Below are 13,679 nucleotides of genomic sequence, written 5' to 3'. Positions count from 1 at the left end.
CGGCGGGGCCGCGCGGCGTGTCGGTCCACGGCGCGGTCCTGGTGTCCTGCGGGTCAGCCCGCCGCCGCCTGCCCGAGCGCCCGGGCCAGTTCCTGCACCCCGTCGCCCTCGCCGCTGCCGAGCACCACCAGCGGAGGGGTGCGGCCCGCCGCCATCAGGTGGCGGGCGATCTCGTACGCGATGGCGCCCGCGCCGGAGATGCCGCCCAGCACCAGGCGGCCGCCCGGGCCGGCGAGCGGGCCGAGGGCGGCCGCGCCGCCGCGGGGCCCGTCCGCCGCTGCCCGCAGCACGAACAGCGCCTCGGGGCCGTCGTAGCAGCGCACCAGGGTGCGCCACCATGCCTGGTGCGCGCCCGGAGCGGCGACGAGGCAGATCGTGGCCCGGCCCGGCGAAGCCGCCGCGCGCAACGGGAGGAGCCGGCTCGCGGGGCCGGGCCGGTCGTACAGCAGGGGCAGCTGCTCGCCGCCGAGCGGGCCGATGACTTCGGCGACGGTGGTCAACTCGCGCACCGTGTGCGGCAGCCGGCGCAGCAGCCGGGCGCTGTGCACGAGCATGGCCTGTGCGCGGTCGTCCTCCAGGCGCTCACGGTCGTGGACCGCGGACAGCGTCAGGGCGCCCTGTCCGTCGTGGTGGGCCAGGACGCCCAGCGCGCTCGCGGTGCGGGCCGCGGTGGGCACGGGGTGCTCGACGTGCACGCCGTGCGCGGCGAGCGCGTCGGTGAGCCGGTCGCCGCTGAGCAGGGTGTGCTCGAAGGCCAGCAGGGTCTCGGGGGGTGCGGCCTCCGTCCTGCCCAGCCACTGCTGGATGCGGCCCAGCGACGCCCATTCGTAGGCGGCCATGTCCAGCACCCGGTCCCGCAGGGTGCGCAGCAGCTGGGCCACCGTGTCCGCCGGGTCGACCTCGACGGCCAGCGGCAGCGGGTTGACCAGCGGGCCCGGGATCCGCTCGATGTCCTCCAGCAGGCCGCCGCGGCCCGAGAAGGACACGCCGAAGCCGATCCGGGCCGGCCCGCGCATCGGGCCGGTGGCCCGGTACAGCAGCATCGCCCATACGGTGTGCAGGGCGTTGGACTCGGTGGCACCCCACCGGGCCGCCCAGTGGATGAGCCGGGTCGTCTCGGCCCGGGAGAGCCGGGTGCGGCTGTGTCCGCTGCCGTGCCGGCCGGTGTGCCGGGCGGCGGCGCGCGGGAGGCGGGCGGGGGCGGCGCCGGCGGTGGCCCGCCAGAAGTCCCGGGCCGGCGCGGGGTCCTGACGCTCCAGCCAGCGGGTGTAGTCACGCAGGTCGGGACGGCGTTCGCCGCCGGGCAGCGTGCCGCCGGCGAGGTAGGCGCGGTAGAACTCGCGGACCAGCAGGCGCACGCTCCAGCTGTCCAGCAGGGCCCGGTGGTAGGTGAGCACCACGTCGGTGGACGCCTCCTCGCCGACGCGGCCGGCGGGCGGCCGGTCCAGCAGAGCGACGCGCAGCAGGCCGGGGCGGCGCAGGTCGAACCCGCGGGCACGCTCCGCGCTCAGCAGGCGCTCGCGGTCGGCGAAGGTGCCGTGCGCGTGGTGGGCCACCTCGAGCTCCCCCTGACCGAACAGGACGGCGCGGGGGTCGGGTTCCCAGAAGAACGCGGACCTCAGGACGCTCTCGCCGTCGGACACCGCCCGCCAGGCCGCGGCGAACCGGCCGGCGTCCAGCGGCCCGTGCCACCGCCAGGCCAGCTGCTCGACCTGATGGTCGGGGCCGTTGCCCGCGTCGGTGAGCAGCTCGTGCTGCAACGGGGTGACGGAGAACGTCTGCGGCAGCGCCCCGCGCCCGCCCGCCCGGTCGGGCGTGCTCGCCCGGTCGCCTCCGCCGGCGGCGGAGGTGGAGGCGGGGCCGGGGGGTGTCACCGCGGTACTGGTGATCAGGTCGGCGAGGAGTCCGGCCGGGTAGGGCGCCGGATCACCGGCCGGGGCGGGCAGTTCCACACTGTGGTGGTCGGGTCCGTGCCGGTGCAGGCGGGGTTCACCGGTGAGCGCCCCGGGATGGCCGGCGGCGATCCGCTCCAGCGCCGCCCGGAACAGGGCCGTGTCGAGCCGGCCCCGCAGCTGGAGCACCGGCCGGGACTGGTGTCCGGGGTCGAGGACCACGGTCATGGTCGGTGCCTGAGAGCGCTCCGTCGGCATCGGTTTCCTCTTCTCCTGGCTCACGGACCTTCGAGCGTGGAAGGCCACGCCACTCGCCACCGGCGTGACGCTGCCGCAGGTCGGCAGGGTGGGGCACCGGTCCCCACACCCTGCGTGCTCCCGCGGACCGGGGGGCGCGGGCACGGCGGGTGCGACAGCGTCCGCACCCGGGCCCCAGGGGGTGCGCACACCCCCGGCCGGGCGGCCCCGGCGCTGACGCGGACGGCGCCGCCAACCGGCGCGAAGACGCTGCCGGGGACGGTCGCGGGGGCCGGGCCCGGCTTGCGTGTCCCGCCCTGGGACAGGGCCGGGGCGGTGGGCGGTACGTCCAGGATGACGTGCCGCTCGTCCATGACTGCCTCCCCTTTTCGCTCGATACCGGTCACGGTAGTGGCGCGTCCGCGCACCCCCCGGTTCTCTCCGGTGCTTCCCCAGCGTTCCGCGAGCGGTCGCGCCTGCTGGTGCCGGGTGCGGGGTGCCGGGTGCGGGGTCCGGCGGTCCTGCCGGGACGACCGTTCGGTGCGGCCAGCCGGCTCCGGCACGGGGCGGGTCCGCGGGCCGGGGCTGCCTGGCAAGGAGGGGTACTCCGGGCTGGCCGCCGTCGGCGGCGGTGGCGGTGGCAGCTGCTCGGCCCGGGCGGGGACGCTGCGTGGTGTTGCCGCACACCGTGGGTGCGGAAAGGTCCGGCCTCGGCGTTGCCGAGCCGGGGGCGGAGGGCCGGCAGCGGCTGCCCGGACGGCCCGTACCGCCGCAGGCAGCAACAGCGTGCCAGTGACATGCCCGGCGGCGAGTGCACCCGCCCCCCCGCCCGCAACGGCCACCGCCCGCAGTCCCCGCCGGCGGCCACAGCCGACACCATTTACGGTCCCGGACGACCGGCCACCGGCCGGTGCGGTCCGTCACCAGCACGGGCACGGGCGTGAGCGTCTGCCGGCGGGTCCGCGGGCGGGAAGAACACACGCCGCCTGCACAGGGCGGGCCACAGCCCGCGCCGCCCGGTTCACGAGCGGCGCTCAAGCCGGTGCCGCTCCTGCCCCCGGACGTCTTTGCCGCCTGCTTCGGCCCTGTCGTTGTCGGGGCGGGCCTGCTTCGCGTGCCTCTGCGGACGGTGCCCCTCGTATCCCGGGCCGCCGGCAGGGCGGACGAGAAACCCCGGACAGCCGCGCCCTTGCAGACCCACCGCATCCCGGCCGGACCGGCCTGACGAGACACAGCGGGGGGTACGGGGTGCGGGGTGCGGGGGGGTGTCCTTGGGTGCCGCCATCCGTGACGGTGGGGGTATCGCGGGTGCGGGCATCAGGCGACGAACAGGTCGAACGTCGAGGTGTGCCGGGGTCCCGCCAGTATCTCCAGCTGCGGGTTGACGGCGAGCACGGCCTGGTGCAGCCGCTGCAGCTGCGGCGAGGGCTCCACACCGAGCTCGTCGATCAGCCGCTTGCGCAGTTTGCGGTAGATCTCCAGCGCCCCGGCCTGCCTTCCCGACCGGTACAGCGCCACCATGACCTGCGAATGCAGCCCCTCGTGCTGGGGGTGACGTGCCGTCAGATCGGTCAGTTCGGCGATGAGTTCGGCGTGCCGGCCGAGCCTGAGGTCGGCGTCGATGCGGCGCTCCAGGGTGACCAGGCGGCTCTCCTCCAGCCGTCTGACCTCGATCTCCAGGATCGGCCCGACGCGTACGTCGACCAGGGCCGAGCCCGTCCACACATCCAGAGCCGCCCGGAAACGCTGCGCAGACATCTCGTTGTCCCCCAGGTCGAAGGCTTCCTGTCCCTCCCGCGCGAGCCGTTCGTACTCGTGCACGTCGACACTGCTCTTGGCGATCTGCAGCAGGTAGCCCCCGTGCCGGGTGGCCAGCACGCTCTTCGCGCTGCCGGGGGAACTCGCCCCCATGGCGGCGCCCAGCCCCCTGCGCAGCTGCAGGATGTAGGTCTGCAGGGTGGTGAGCGCACTCCGCGGCGGCCTGGCTCCCCAGATCTCCTCCATGAGTAACGCAACGGGCATGACCCGGCCCGGATGGAGCGCCATCAGCGACAGGAGCTGCCGCGGCTTGGCCGCTGTCGGAACGATCGATCCCCCGTTGACCTCGGCACTCAACGGACCCAGAACCTGAATCCTCACTGTGTCCTCCGTAGTGGTCGAGTCCTCTGTCCAGTTCCTTTGATTGGCCAGAAATACATGCCGCGAGTCACGCTAGCCGGGCCCGTTTCCAGCAAACGAAGATCTGTAGCAGCTCTCGAGCCGGCCTCCAAGTACGCCTGTCACGACAGCGGCCGGGCCGCCGGAGAAACCTTCCGCACACCCCCGTACGGAATACCCCGTTCCGTTCTTTCGGCGACCGCCCCGGACGGCCTGCGGTGGTTTTCGCCGCATTCTTTATGCCGCGGCCCGGGCGGAGACGCGACGGAATTCCAGCTGCCTCGGCCACCGCGGTCACCGGCCGCCCGGCACAGGGTTTGAGCTGCGTCTCTTCACGTCCCCGCCCGGGGGGATACCGCAGTCGGTTGTTTGGGGAGAGGGCTGATCGCTTTTCGCCGGAACGGCATACGGGAACACCGGACGAACCGGGCCCCGGGGAGTTTCCGGACACCGCCGCCCGCACCGGGACGAGATTCCCCTGGGGCATTTCCCCAGCCGGCACTTACCGGAGATCATCGGCGACCGTAATGCCGTACTCCGTTCGCGTCCGATGACCACCGGACGGAATCCGTCGCGGCATTCGAACCGGCCCGCCGGAATTCGACGGAAGAACCGACTGCGCCGGTATGGCCGGGAATGCTCGGCAGTACCCCCGCACAAGTGCTTGCCGCCCCGCACTCCTGAGCGCGGCGCGAGCCGGCGGGGGGGGGCGGGCTGCGGCTCCCGGCGCCGGTGGAGGTGCGTCACGGCACGCACCGGATGGCACCGGGCGGGGCCGTGCGGGCGGCGGGTCCGGCCGGTGCGCCCCGGCCACCGGAGCCGGGCACGCCCTGCGCGCCGGACGGCTCACCGGCCGGCCGTGGCGCACCGGTCCCCGCACGGCTCGGGCAACATCGTGCAGACGCGGGCAACGCCGTGCCAGGCGCACGCCGCCCGTTTACGCAGGCCGCTCGCGTCCGTGGACGGTCCGGCGGCCGTCATCGGGCCCACCGTGCCGCGGCCGAGCGGGACATCCACCACCGCCGGTCACCCCCGCCGGCTGTCACTTCCGCCGGCTGTCCGTCGCGGAACGGGCCGCGCTTCCCGGTGCCTGCGGCCGTGCCGTCGCACCGCTGGAGCAGGCGAGGGGCCGGTGATGGGGCCGGCGCCCGCCGGCTGCCGGGGCGGCCCGATCCGGTACCGCGCAGCCGAGCGGCCGGCGGCGGGGGCGCGGTACCCAGCGGGGCTGCGCCCGGCACGCCCCGACGGCGTCACCACGCGGCCCGGGCTGCCGGCACAGCAACACCCGCTACGGCACGAGCAGTTGTGGGACCTGTCGATGACGGTCCTGCACCGTGCGGGCCGGCCGGGCGAGGCGCTTGCGCTCCACGAGCGGGTGCACGCCCGGCCCGCGGCCGAGCAGGGCGCCGAGCCCGGATCGGACCCGCGCCGCCGCCACGCGGCCCTGCCGCGCGACGACCCCCTCTCCCTTCCCCCTCCCCCTCTGCTCTCCCCGGGGCAGCGGGCCTGCTGCGGGCACGGCCGTGCGAGAGCTGCGGGCGGGACTCGGAGTGCGGTGGGCCGGACACCGGGAGCAGAGGTGGTGCGCATCGGCAGGCGGCCGGACGGGCTGTCCTACGAACTTGTGCGGCCCGGCACTGCCGGCCTGTTGGCAGGGGCCGTTGCCGCCGCTCCGCCGGGCCCCGACGGCGGGCGGTACCGGCCGGTCCGCGTGCCGACCGGCCCGGCCGGGGTGCTCCCCCTGGGGGAGGGAGGGGGAACGGATCGGCGGGGAGGGAGTGCGAAGGGGCTTCTCCCGCGGTGGAGCGGGACCGGCACGAGGGTGCGCACGGGGGTGCTCACGCGGTCCCGTACCCCCGGGTGGCCGGCCGCCTCATCTCCCGGGCCGCCGCCGGCCCGCTGCCGCGCAGACGCCCCGCCCGGCCGGCGGCCCGCTGCCGCGGAGTGCGGCGTCGGCCGGGCGGCCCCGCGAAGAACGCCGCCGCGCCGGGTTCCTCCCGCACGCTCCGCCGGTGCTCACACCTGGGCCATGTGCCCGCTGTCGGTCGCGGCGGCCGGAAGGCGGGCCGGCGCGGACGCCTGGTGGTCCATGGCCAGCGGGGTCTCGGGCACGGCCGTCAGGATCGACTGCTGCAGCCGGCGCAGCCGCGGCGAGGGCTCCAGGCCGAGATTGCGCACGAGGGTGCCGCGCAGCCGGTGGTACACGTCCAGGGCCTCGCCCCGCCGGCCCGAGCGGTACAGGGCCAGCATGAACTGGGCGTGCAGGTTCTCGTGGGTGCGGTAGCGGTTGGCCAGCACGGTCAGTTCGGCGAGCAGTTCCCGGTGGCGGCCGAGTTTGAGGTCGGCCTCGATGCGCTGGTCCAGCGCGCACAGCCGGCTCTCCTCCAGCCGCTTGGCCTCCATCTGCAGCTGCACGCCGCTTTGCACGTCGGCGAAGGCGGAGCCGTTCCACAGGCTCAGCGCCTCGCCCAGTCTGCGGGCGGCGCCGGGGAAGTCCCCCGCGTCCATGGCCCGGTAGCCCATGCCCGCCAGCCGCTCGAACTCGCGCACGTCGCTGGTCCCGCCGCCGGTGACGAGCAGATAGCCGCCGGGCGAGGTGACCAGGATGTCCTTGGCGCTGCGCCGCGGGCCCTCCCCGCCGGCACCGGCACCGGTGCCGGCGGCGTCTTTGTCCAGCGCCGCGGTGATCAGCTCGCGCAGCTGCAGCACATAGGTCTGCAGGGTGGTGCGGGCGCTGCGCGGCGGCCGGCCGGCCCACAGCTCCTCGATCAGCCCGGCGACCGGCACCACCTGGTCGGCGTGGAGTGCCAGGAGAGCCAGCACCTGACGGGGTTTGGGCGCGGTGGGGGCGATCGAGACCCCGTTCTCCCTGACCTTGAGTGCGCCGAGTACGTCGATGTCCACGCCGTCTCCCCCTGCTCCGTTGCGGCCTCTGGCACCGCCAGTAAAAAACAGCACGGACGGTTTGTCAATATCAAACCGTCCGTGCTCGTTCTTCAGGCGCGGCCGGACCTCCCATCGAGTCCGCTTCGACCGCGTTCACCAGCAATGACGTACGATCCCGCCCTTCCGGAGGGGTGGGAGTGCCGTCCGGCCCGGGGAGGGATTCGGGGATTTTTCCCCGGTTTCGGGGGCGGCCGACGGTCAGTAACAGACCGAATGTGCTGTTCAGTGCGGGCGGGGCGGCGCCGCAGCCGCGGTCCCGGCGGACACCAGCCGGCCCAGGGCGTCGGCCGACGCCAGCCGGGGCAGCAGCAGGTTCCAGAACTGCACGAGGGTCGCCGCCGACGTCCACGCGGGATCGTCCGCGCCCAGCTGCTCGAAACCGACGGTCGCGGCCACCACCGTGACCGAGGCGCCGGCCGCGGAGACGCCCTCGGCCAGGACGCCCTCGCGCTGGGCGGCCCGCAGCACCTCCTCCACCCAGTCGCGCCACAGCACCCGCACGTCCACCGTCCCCTCCAGCCGCGGCGGGCCGCTGCCCAGCTCGAACCCGGCCCGGACCACCGCGTCCCTGCCCAGCCTCGCCATCAGGTCATGCGTGGCATCGATGAGCCGCTGCAGCGCGTCGGGCCCCCCGGCCCGCGCCGGCGCGGCGATCGCCCGGATGACGGCGGCCGCCTCCTCCTCGACCGCGCGGGCCAGGGCCTGCTTGCTCTCGAAGTGGAAGTGCAGAGCGCCGCTGCTCACCCCGGCCTTCTTGCTGATGGAGGCCAGCGAGGCCAGCACGAATCCGTCCCGGGCGAACACCTCGGCCGCCGCCCGCACCAAAGCCTCGCGCGTACGCGCGGCACGTTCCTGTTTCACCATTCACGGCTCTCCTGACTAAAGGGCCGGCCGGCCTGCGCCGCGCCTCCCGCGTTCCTGCCCGGTCCGGCCGCGCAGCGACGGCCCCGCCGGGGTCCTTGACACGATCTCCGCGACGGCCCGGTGATACGCCGGATCCGCACCGGCGGCCGGCCGCACCGCCGCGGTACCCGCACGGACTCCCGACATCCTAACAAACCGCACGGATGGTTTCCTATTGCCGGGGTGGACGATCCGTGCAGATCCGCACCCCGGACCGACACCGGCACCAGCCGCCCCACAGCCCGGCACCGGCCACCCCCGTGCGACGCCGGTCCGGCACCGGCCGTCCCCACGGTCCGGCGTCCTCCGCCGGCGGCGGCCGGGCCGGCGTCGCACGGGGACGGCGGCGCCGGCGGAGGACGCCGGCGCCGCCGGACAACCCGCCTCTTCCGCGGCGGCGACCCCCGCCCGCCCGCGGCCGCAGATGCCCGCCGCCGTCCGGGCGGGAGCCGGAGCGGGCCGGGGCGGGGCCCGGGGCGGGCCAGGATGGGGCCGGGGGCGGGACGGGATGGGGCCGGGGGCGGGACGGGGCGCTCGAGAACCGCTCGAGCCCCAGGAGTGCCCTGCGCCCTCACGCCCCGCGCGACGGCCGGAACATCACGCCCGCCCAGGACCCTTCCCGGCGGGCCGGCGGGCCGGTGAGCGGCCGGTTCTCCCCGCCGGGGGACACGGGGTAGAGGGGCGGCGGGACACCCCGCCTCACGCGGACCAGAGCGTTCCATTTCTGGTCCGCGTGGAGCGTCTGCTTCCGCTAGAAATTAAACCGGATGGTATGTATCTTCGCTTGCCTGAGGGGCTCGCCCTCAGGATTCAAGCCATCGCGGCTCAGGGGGAACCATGTCTGCGAGCACGTTCCGCATCGACCGCGCGACACGGGGCGCCCAGCGCTCCGGGAACGACATTTTACTGATCGAGACCGGCAGTCTGCGCTTCACGACCCTCACCACCACCGTGCCCAAGGAGCTCGTCCACCGTGTCAGCGTCTCGGAGGTCCTGCTCACCGGCTGGGAGCGCCGGGCGGACGACCGTTTCGCGCTGACCGCCCAGTGGCCGCGCGGGCACAGCTTCTTCACCAGCATCGACGGCTGCCACGATCCGCTGATCGCCGTCGAGACGGTCCGCCAGGCCGGGATCCTCCTGGCCCACGCCGAGTACCGCATCCCGCAGGGCCACCACTTCCTGGTCAACGACCTCGGTGTGGCCGTGCGGCCCCGGCACCTGCGGGTCGAGCAGACCCCGGCCTCGCTCGACCTCGACGTCAGATGCGTCGACGTCAAGGAGCGCGGCGGCGCCGTCACCGGATTCCGCATCGAGGTGGACATCCACCGCGACGGCAGCCTCGCCGCGACCGGGAGCGGCACACTGACCTCCGTCGCCCCCCGCGTCTACGAGCGGCTGCGCGCCGCCCGCGGCGGCGACCCCGCACAGGTGCTCCCGCTGACGGCCCCGGTGTCCCCGCAGACGGTGGGCCGCATGTCCCCCATGGACGTGGTCCTCTCCCCCGCCGGCGGGGAGGGGACCTGGCAGCTGCGGGTGGACACCCGCCACCCCGCGCTCTTCGACCACGCCGTCGACCACGTGCCCGGCATGCTGCTGCTGGAGGCCGCCCGCCAGGCGGCGGTGGCGACAGCGGGACCCGCCGGCCTGCCCCTGGAGATCGCGGGCGAGTTCCTGCGCTACGTCGAGCTGAACGCGCCCTGCATGATCGAGGCGCACCCCGCCGGGACGCGGCCGGACGGCACCCGCACCGTGCTGGTCAGCGCCCGCCAGGACACCGCGACCGTGTTCCGCTGCACCGTCACCCTGGCCCCGCCCCCCGCCTGACCCCCTCCACAAGGCATCCGCCGGCACGAAGGCCGCGGCGCCCCGGGCGAGACGGACACCGCCCCGGGCACCGCGGCCTTCGTGCCGGGGCCGGTGTGCCGGACGCCGCGGCCGGTATGCCGGAGCCGGTGCGCCGGACGCCGGGGCCGGCCGCTCACCCGTCCGGCACGAAGGCCGGCAGATGATCGGCGGCCCAGTCGCCGAACGTGCCCGCCGCACGGCCCGTCAGCTCCGCGAACGCCTCTCCCACCTGTGCCTTGGCGCCCGCCCGCTGCCGCCGCGCACCGGCCAGCAGCGCCTCCACCACCGGCTGCGGATAGCGGCGCGCCCACACCGCGCACGCCTCCTGCACGGTGAGCTCCTCAAACCGCAGCGGCACCCCCAGCAGCCGTCCCAGCTGCCGCGTCTGCCCCACCGCCGTGACCGCCTCCGGGCCGGTCAGCACATACGCGCGCCCGGCATGCCCCTCCTCGGTCAGCACCCGCGCCGCGGCCTCGGCGACATCCCGCGGATCCACACAGGCACTGCCCGAGGTCCCGTACAGCGCACGGACGGTGCCCGTGGCACGCACCGACGGCGCCCACGCCAGGGCGTTGGACATGAAGGCCCGCGGACGCAGCAGCGTCCACTCCATACCGGAGCCCACCAGCAGCTCCTCCCCGGCACGCTGCCACCGGGTGATCAGATCGTCCGCCCCCTCGTCCAGCACGGCCGCCGCGGACAGCTTCACCACCCGCCGCACCCCCGCCGCGGAGGCCGCCCGCAGGAACCGGACATCGTCGCCGCCGTCCAGCCGCGTGGTGAGCAAGAAAGCCGTCCGCACCCCCTTCAGCGCCCCCGCCAGCGAGAACGGATCCGCGAAGTCCCCGGCCACCACCTCCACCGCCCCGCCCGCCCCGGCCGCGGAGACCGCCGCGGCCGCCTCCGCCGGACGCCGGGCCATGACCCGCACCCCCGCCCCGGCCGGCAGCCGCCCCAACAGCTCCCGCCCCACCGTCCCCGTCCCCCCCGTCACCAGAATCACCCGGACCCCCTCCCCGCCCACCCGCCCCGCCCGCCCCGTCCCCGCGCACCGGACACGACGCCCCCACCGGAACGCACCCGGCACCCCGCCCCCGGACACACCCCGACACCCACCCGGCCATGCGCCCGGCCGCGCGCCCCGGGGCGTGCGGCGGGGCGGGGGGCGGGGCGTTTTCCGGTCACGTGCCGAACTTCGTCCGGCTGGAAGGTGGTGCGCACGCACCAACCATCTGTAATATACAAACTGGACGGTTTGTTATGTGGGTCTCCGGGCTCATCGACAGTGACAGTAAGGAGGCCGGCATGGCGAAGCAGGAACGCGCGGTCCGGACCAGGGACGCGATCCTCGCCGCAGCCGCCAGGGTCTTCGAGGAACACGGCTACCAGGCCGCGACGGTCAACGAGATCCTCACCAGCGCCGGACTGACCAAGGGCGCCCTGTACTTCCACTTCCCCTCCAAGGAGCACCTGGCCGAGGGCGTGCTGCACGCCCAGGACCTGAACGTGCCCGTCCCCGAACGGGCCTGCAAGGTGCAGCAGCTGGTGGACACCGTGGTCCTGCACGCCCACCGGCTGCAGACCGACCCCATGGTCCGGGCCGGGGTGCGCCTCTCGCTGGACCAGCAGGCCCAGAGCCTGGACCGCAGCGGACCCTTCCTGCGCTGGAGCGAGGTGGGCGCCGCCCTGCTGCAGCAGGCCAAGGCCCAGGGCGAACTGCTGCCCCACGTCGTGCCGGCCCAGACCGCCGACGTCCTGGTGGGCGCCTTCGCCGGCGTCCAGGCCATGTCCCAGGCCCTGAGCAACTACCAGGACCTGCCCCCCCGGGTCAGCGCCCTGCTGCGGCACATCCTGCCCAGCGTGGTCGTCCCCTCCGTACTGGTCTCGGTCAACCTCACCGAGACCAGGGGCCTGGCCGTCTACACCGAACTGCAGGACCTCGCCCCCGCACCCCGGCCCGCCGCCGTCAGCTGAGCCCCGCGGCAACCGCACCCCGCGCCCCCGCCCCGCCGGCCTCACCGAAGTACTCCCTCAGCACCGCGGCCGGCCCCTCGCCCCCCGACGCCCACGCGATGTAGCCGTCGGGCCGCACCAGCACCGCCTCGCACGGGATCTCGGGCACCGCGTCCGCATACACCACCCGCACCAGGGCGCCCCACCCGGCCGCCTGCCCGGCATACCCGCCCCGCGCACCCCCCCGACCCAGCAGCAGCAGCAGCGGCCGCCCCTGGCGCAGCAGAGCGATCACATCGGTCCGCCCCTGCCGGGTGCGCAGGCCGACATTGTGCAGAAAAGTCCCCGCCAGCGGCGAGGACCCTGCCCCCGTCACCGGCAGCACCGTGTCCTGCGCACTGACCATGCCCGCCAGCACCCCGCTCTCCCCGCCCCCCGCCAGCAGCTCACCGAACAGCTCCCGCAGCGGATCCAGCTCGGGCCCCGGCCGCATCAAGGCCAGCTGCGCCCGCGTGTGCGCGACCACCCGCAACGCGGCCGGCCGGCGCTCCAGGTCATAACTGCCCAGCAGCCCCGCCCCCGCCCCACCCCGCACCGCCAGCGCCAGCTTCCAGCCGAGATTGACCGCATCCAGCAGCCCCGTGCTCAGCCCCTGCCCGCCGATCGGGAAATGCACATGCGCCGCATCCCCCGCCAACAACACCCGCCCCCGGCCATACACATCCGCCACCCGCGAGAAATCACTGAACCTGCTCAACCACCTCCCCTCCCCCATCCCCACCTCCCGCCCCACGATCCACCCCACCTCGTCCCGCAGCTCCCCCAGGCCCAACCCCGCCCCGCCCCGCCCCGCCACACCCCGGAAACTCAGCGTCCGCAACCGCACCACATCCCCCGCCACCCGCTTCACCACGATCCACCCCCGCTCCGTGCGATGCCACCCCGCCTCCAACGCCCCACCCTCCACAAGCCGCACATCACCCGCCATCGCCGACACCGTCGCCGGAAACGTCAACGACGAAAACCCCCCCTCCCCACGCACCACACTGCGCGCCCCGTCCGCCCCCACCACAAAAAGCCCCCGACACACCACCACCCCCGACTCCCCCTCCACCACCACCGACACCCCCCGCTCCCCCTCCCGCACCCCCACCACCCGATGCCCCCGCAAAACCCGCACCCCCACCGCCCGCGCCCGCGCCTCAAACCCCCGCTCCAACTCCTCCTGCGCACACTTCAACACCGCCTGCGGCTCCCCCACCGGCACCGAAATCTCCAACCCCCCCAACCCCGCAAAATGAAACAAACTCCCCACCCGCCCCACCCCCACACCCCCCACACCCCCCACATCACCCACACCGCCCACACCGCCCACCACCGCCAACCCACCCAAATACCCCCGCCGCACCAGACACTGCACCGCCCGCGCATGCACCGTCGTCGCCCTCGGCCACCCCGACACACCCCCACGCTCCTCCACCACCACCACCTGCACCCCCCGCACCCCCAACTCACACGCCAACAACAACCCCACCGGCCCCCCACCCACCACCACCACCTGCACCCACAACCCACCCACACCCCGCACCCCACCAACCCCCCGCACACCCCGCATCCCAGCAACCTCCCCCACCAACAGCCCGACACGACCACCCCATCCCAACACCCCCACCCCCCACAACACACCCCCCAGACAAGCCACACCCACACCCACACCCACCCGCACCCGCACCCGCACCCGCACCC

The 13,679-nt window shown here is 74.8% G+C and carries 8 protein-coding genes and 1 pseudogene; 3 read left to right on the top strand and 6 right to left on the bottom strand.

Annotated features, from left to right (window positions below; genetic code table 11):
* Positions 1-53: 53 nt before the first annotated feature.
* Both ACWD5F_RS44145 and ACWD5F_RS44140 read right to left on the bottom strand, forming a co-directional pair.
* Positions 54-2,150, bottom strand: a complete 2,097-nt coding sequence (locus ACWD5F_RS44145; RefSeq protein WP_451261773.1) for a condensation domain-containing protein — start codon at positions 2,148-2,150, stop codon at positions 54-56.
* A 1,296-nt stretch (positions 2,151-3,446) separates the two neighbouring features.
* Positions 3,447-4,268, bottom strand: coding sequence for an AfsR/SARP family transcriptional regulator (locus tag ACWD5F_RS44140; RefSeq protein ID WP_451261772.1), 822 nt, complete (start codon positions 4,266-4,268; stop codon positions 3,447-3,449).
* A gap of 568 nt (positions 4,269-4,836) precedes the next feature.
* On the opposite strand from ACWD5F_RS44140, the pseudogene ACWD5F_RS44135 reads away from it, so the two are divergent.
* Positions 4,837-5,718 (top strand): annotated as a pseudogene (locus ACWD5F_RS44135) (BTAD domain-containing putative transcriptional regulator); the annotation flags it as partial.
* A gap of 584 nt (positions 5,719-6,302) precedes the next feature.
* Here ACWD5F_RS44135 and ACWD5F_RS44130 read toward each other — a convergent pair.
* Both ACWD5F_RS44130 and ACWD5F_RS44125 read right to left on the bottom strand, forming a co-directional pair.
* The gene (locus ACWD5F_RS44130; RefSeq protein WP_451261771.1) at positions 6,303-7,190 is read right to left on the bottom strand and encodes an AfsR/SARP family transcriptional regulator; all 888 of its coding nucleotides are present in this window, start codon (positions 7,188-7,190) and stop codon (positions 6,303-6,305) included.
* 264 nt (positions 7,191-7,454) lie between these two features.
* Positions 7,455-8,096, bottom strand: coding sequence for a ScbR family autoregulator-binding transcription factor (locus tag ACWD5F_RS44125; protein WP_451261770.1), 642 nt, complete (start codon positions 8,094-8,096; stop codon positions 7,455-7,457).
* A gap of 876 nt (positions 8,097-8,972) precedes the next feature.
* Between ACWD5F_RS44125 and ACWD5F_RS44120 the strand changes: the two genes are divergently transcribed.
* Positions 8,973-9,959: a ScbA/BarX family gamma-butyrolactone biosynthesis protein gene (locus tag ACWD5F_RS44120; protein WP_451261769.1), complete on the top strand. Its 987-nt coding sequence runs from the start codon at positions 8,973-8,975 to the stop codon at positions 9,957-9,959.
* A 154-nt stretch (positions 9,960-10,113) separates the two neighbouring features.
* On the opposite strand, the gene ACWD5F_RS44115 is transcribed toward ACWD5F_RS44120, so the two are convergent.
* On the bottom strand, positions 10,114-10,983 hold the full coding sequence (locus ACWD5F_RS44115) for an NAD(P)H-binding protein (protein WP_451261768.1): 870 nt from the start codon (positions 10,981-10,983) through the stop codon (positions 10,114-10,116).
* A gap of 302 nt (positions 10,984-11,285) precedes the next feature.
* Here ACWD5F_RS44115 and ACWD5F_RS44110 point away from each other — a divergent pair, with 302 nt between their 5' ends.
* Positions 11,286-11,954, top strand: coding sequence for a ScbR family autoregulator-binding transcription factor (locus ACWD5F_RS44110; protein ID WP_451261767.1), 669 nt, complete (start codon positions 11,286-11,288; stop codon positions 11,952-11,954).
* Here ACWD5F_RS44110 and ACWD5F_RS44105 read toward each other — a convergent pair.
* The gene (locus tag ACWD5F_RS44105) at positions 11,947-13,548 is read right to left on the bottom strand and encodes an FAD-dependent monooxygenase (RefSeq protein WP_451261813.1); all 1,602 of its coding nucleotides are present in this window, start codon (positions 13,546-13,548) and stop codon (positions 11,947-11,949) included. The genes ACWD5F_RS44110 and ACWD5F_RS44105 overlap by 8 nt on opposite strands.
* Positions 13,549-13,679 lie beyond the last annotated feature (131 nt).

The sequence above is a fragment of the Streptomyces sp. NPDC002499 genome (assembly GCF_053595415.1).
This window is presented reverse-complemented; position numbering and strand designations above follow the sequence as displayed.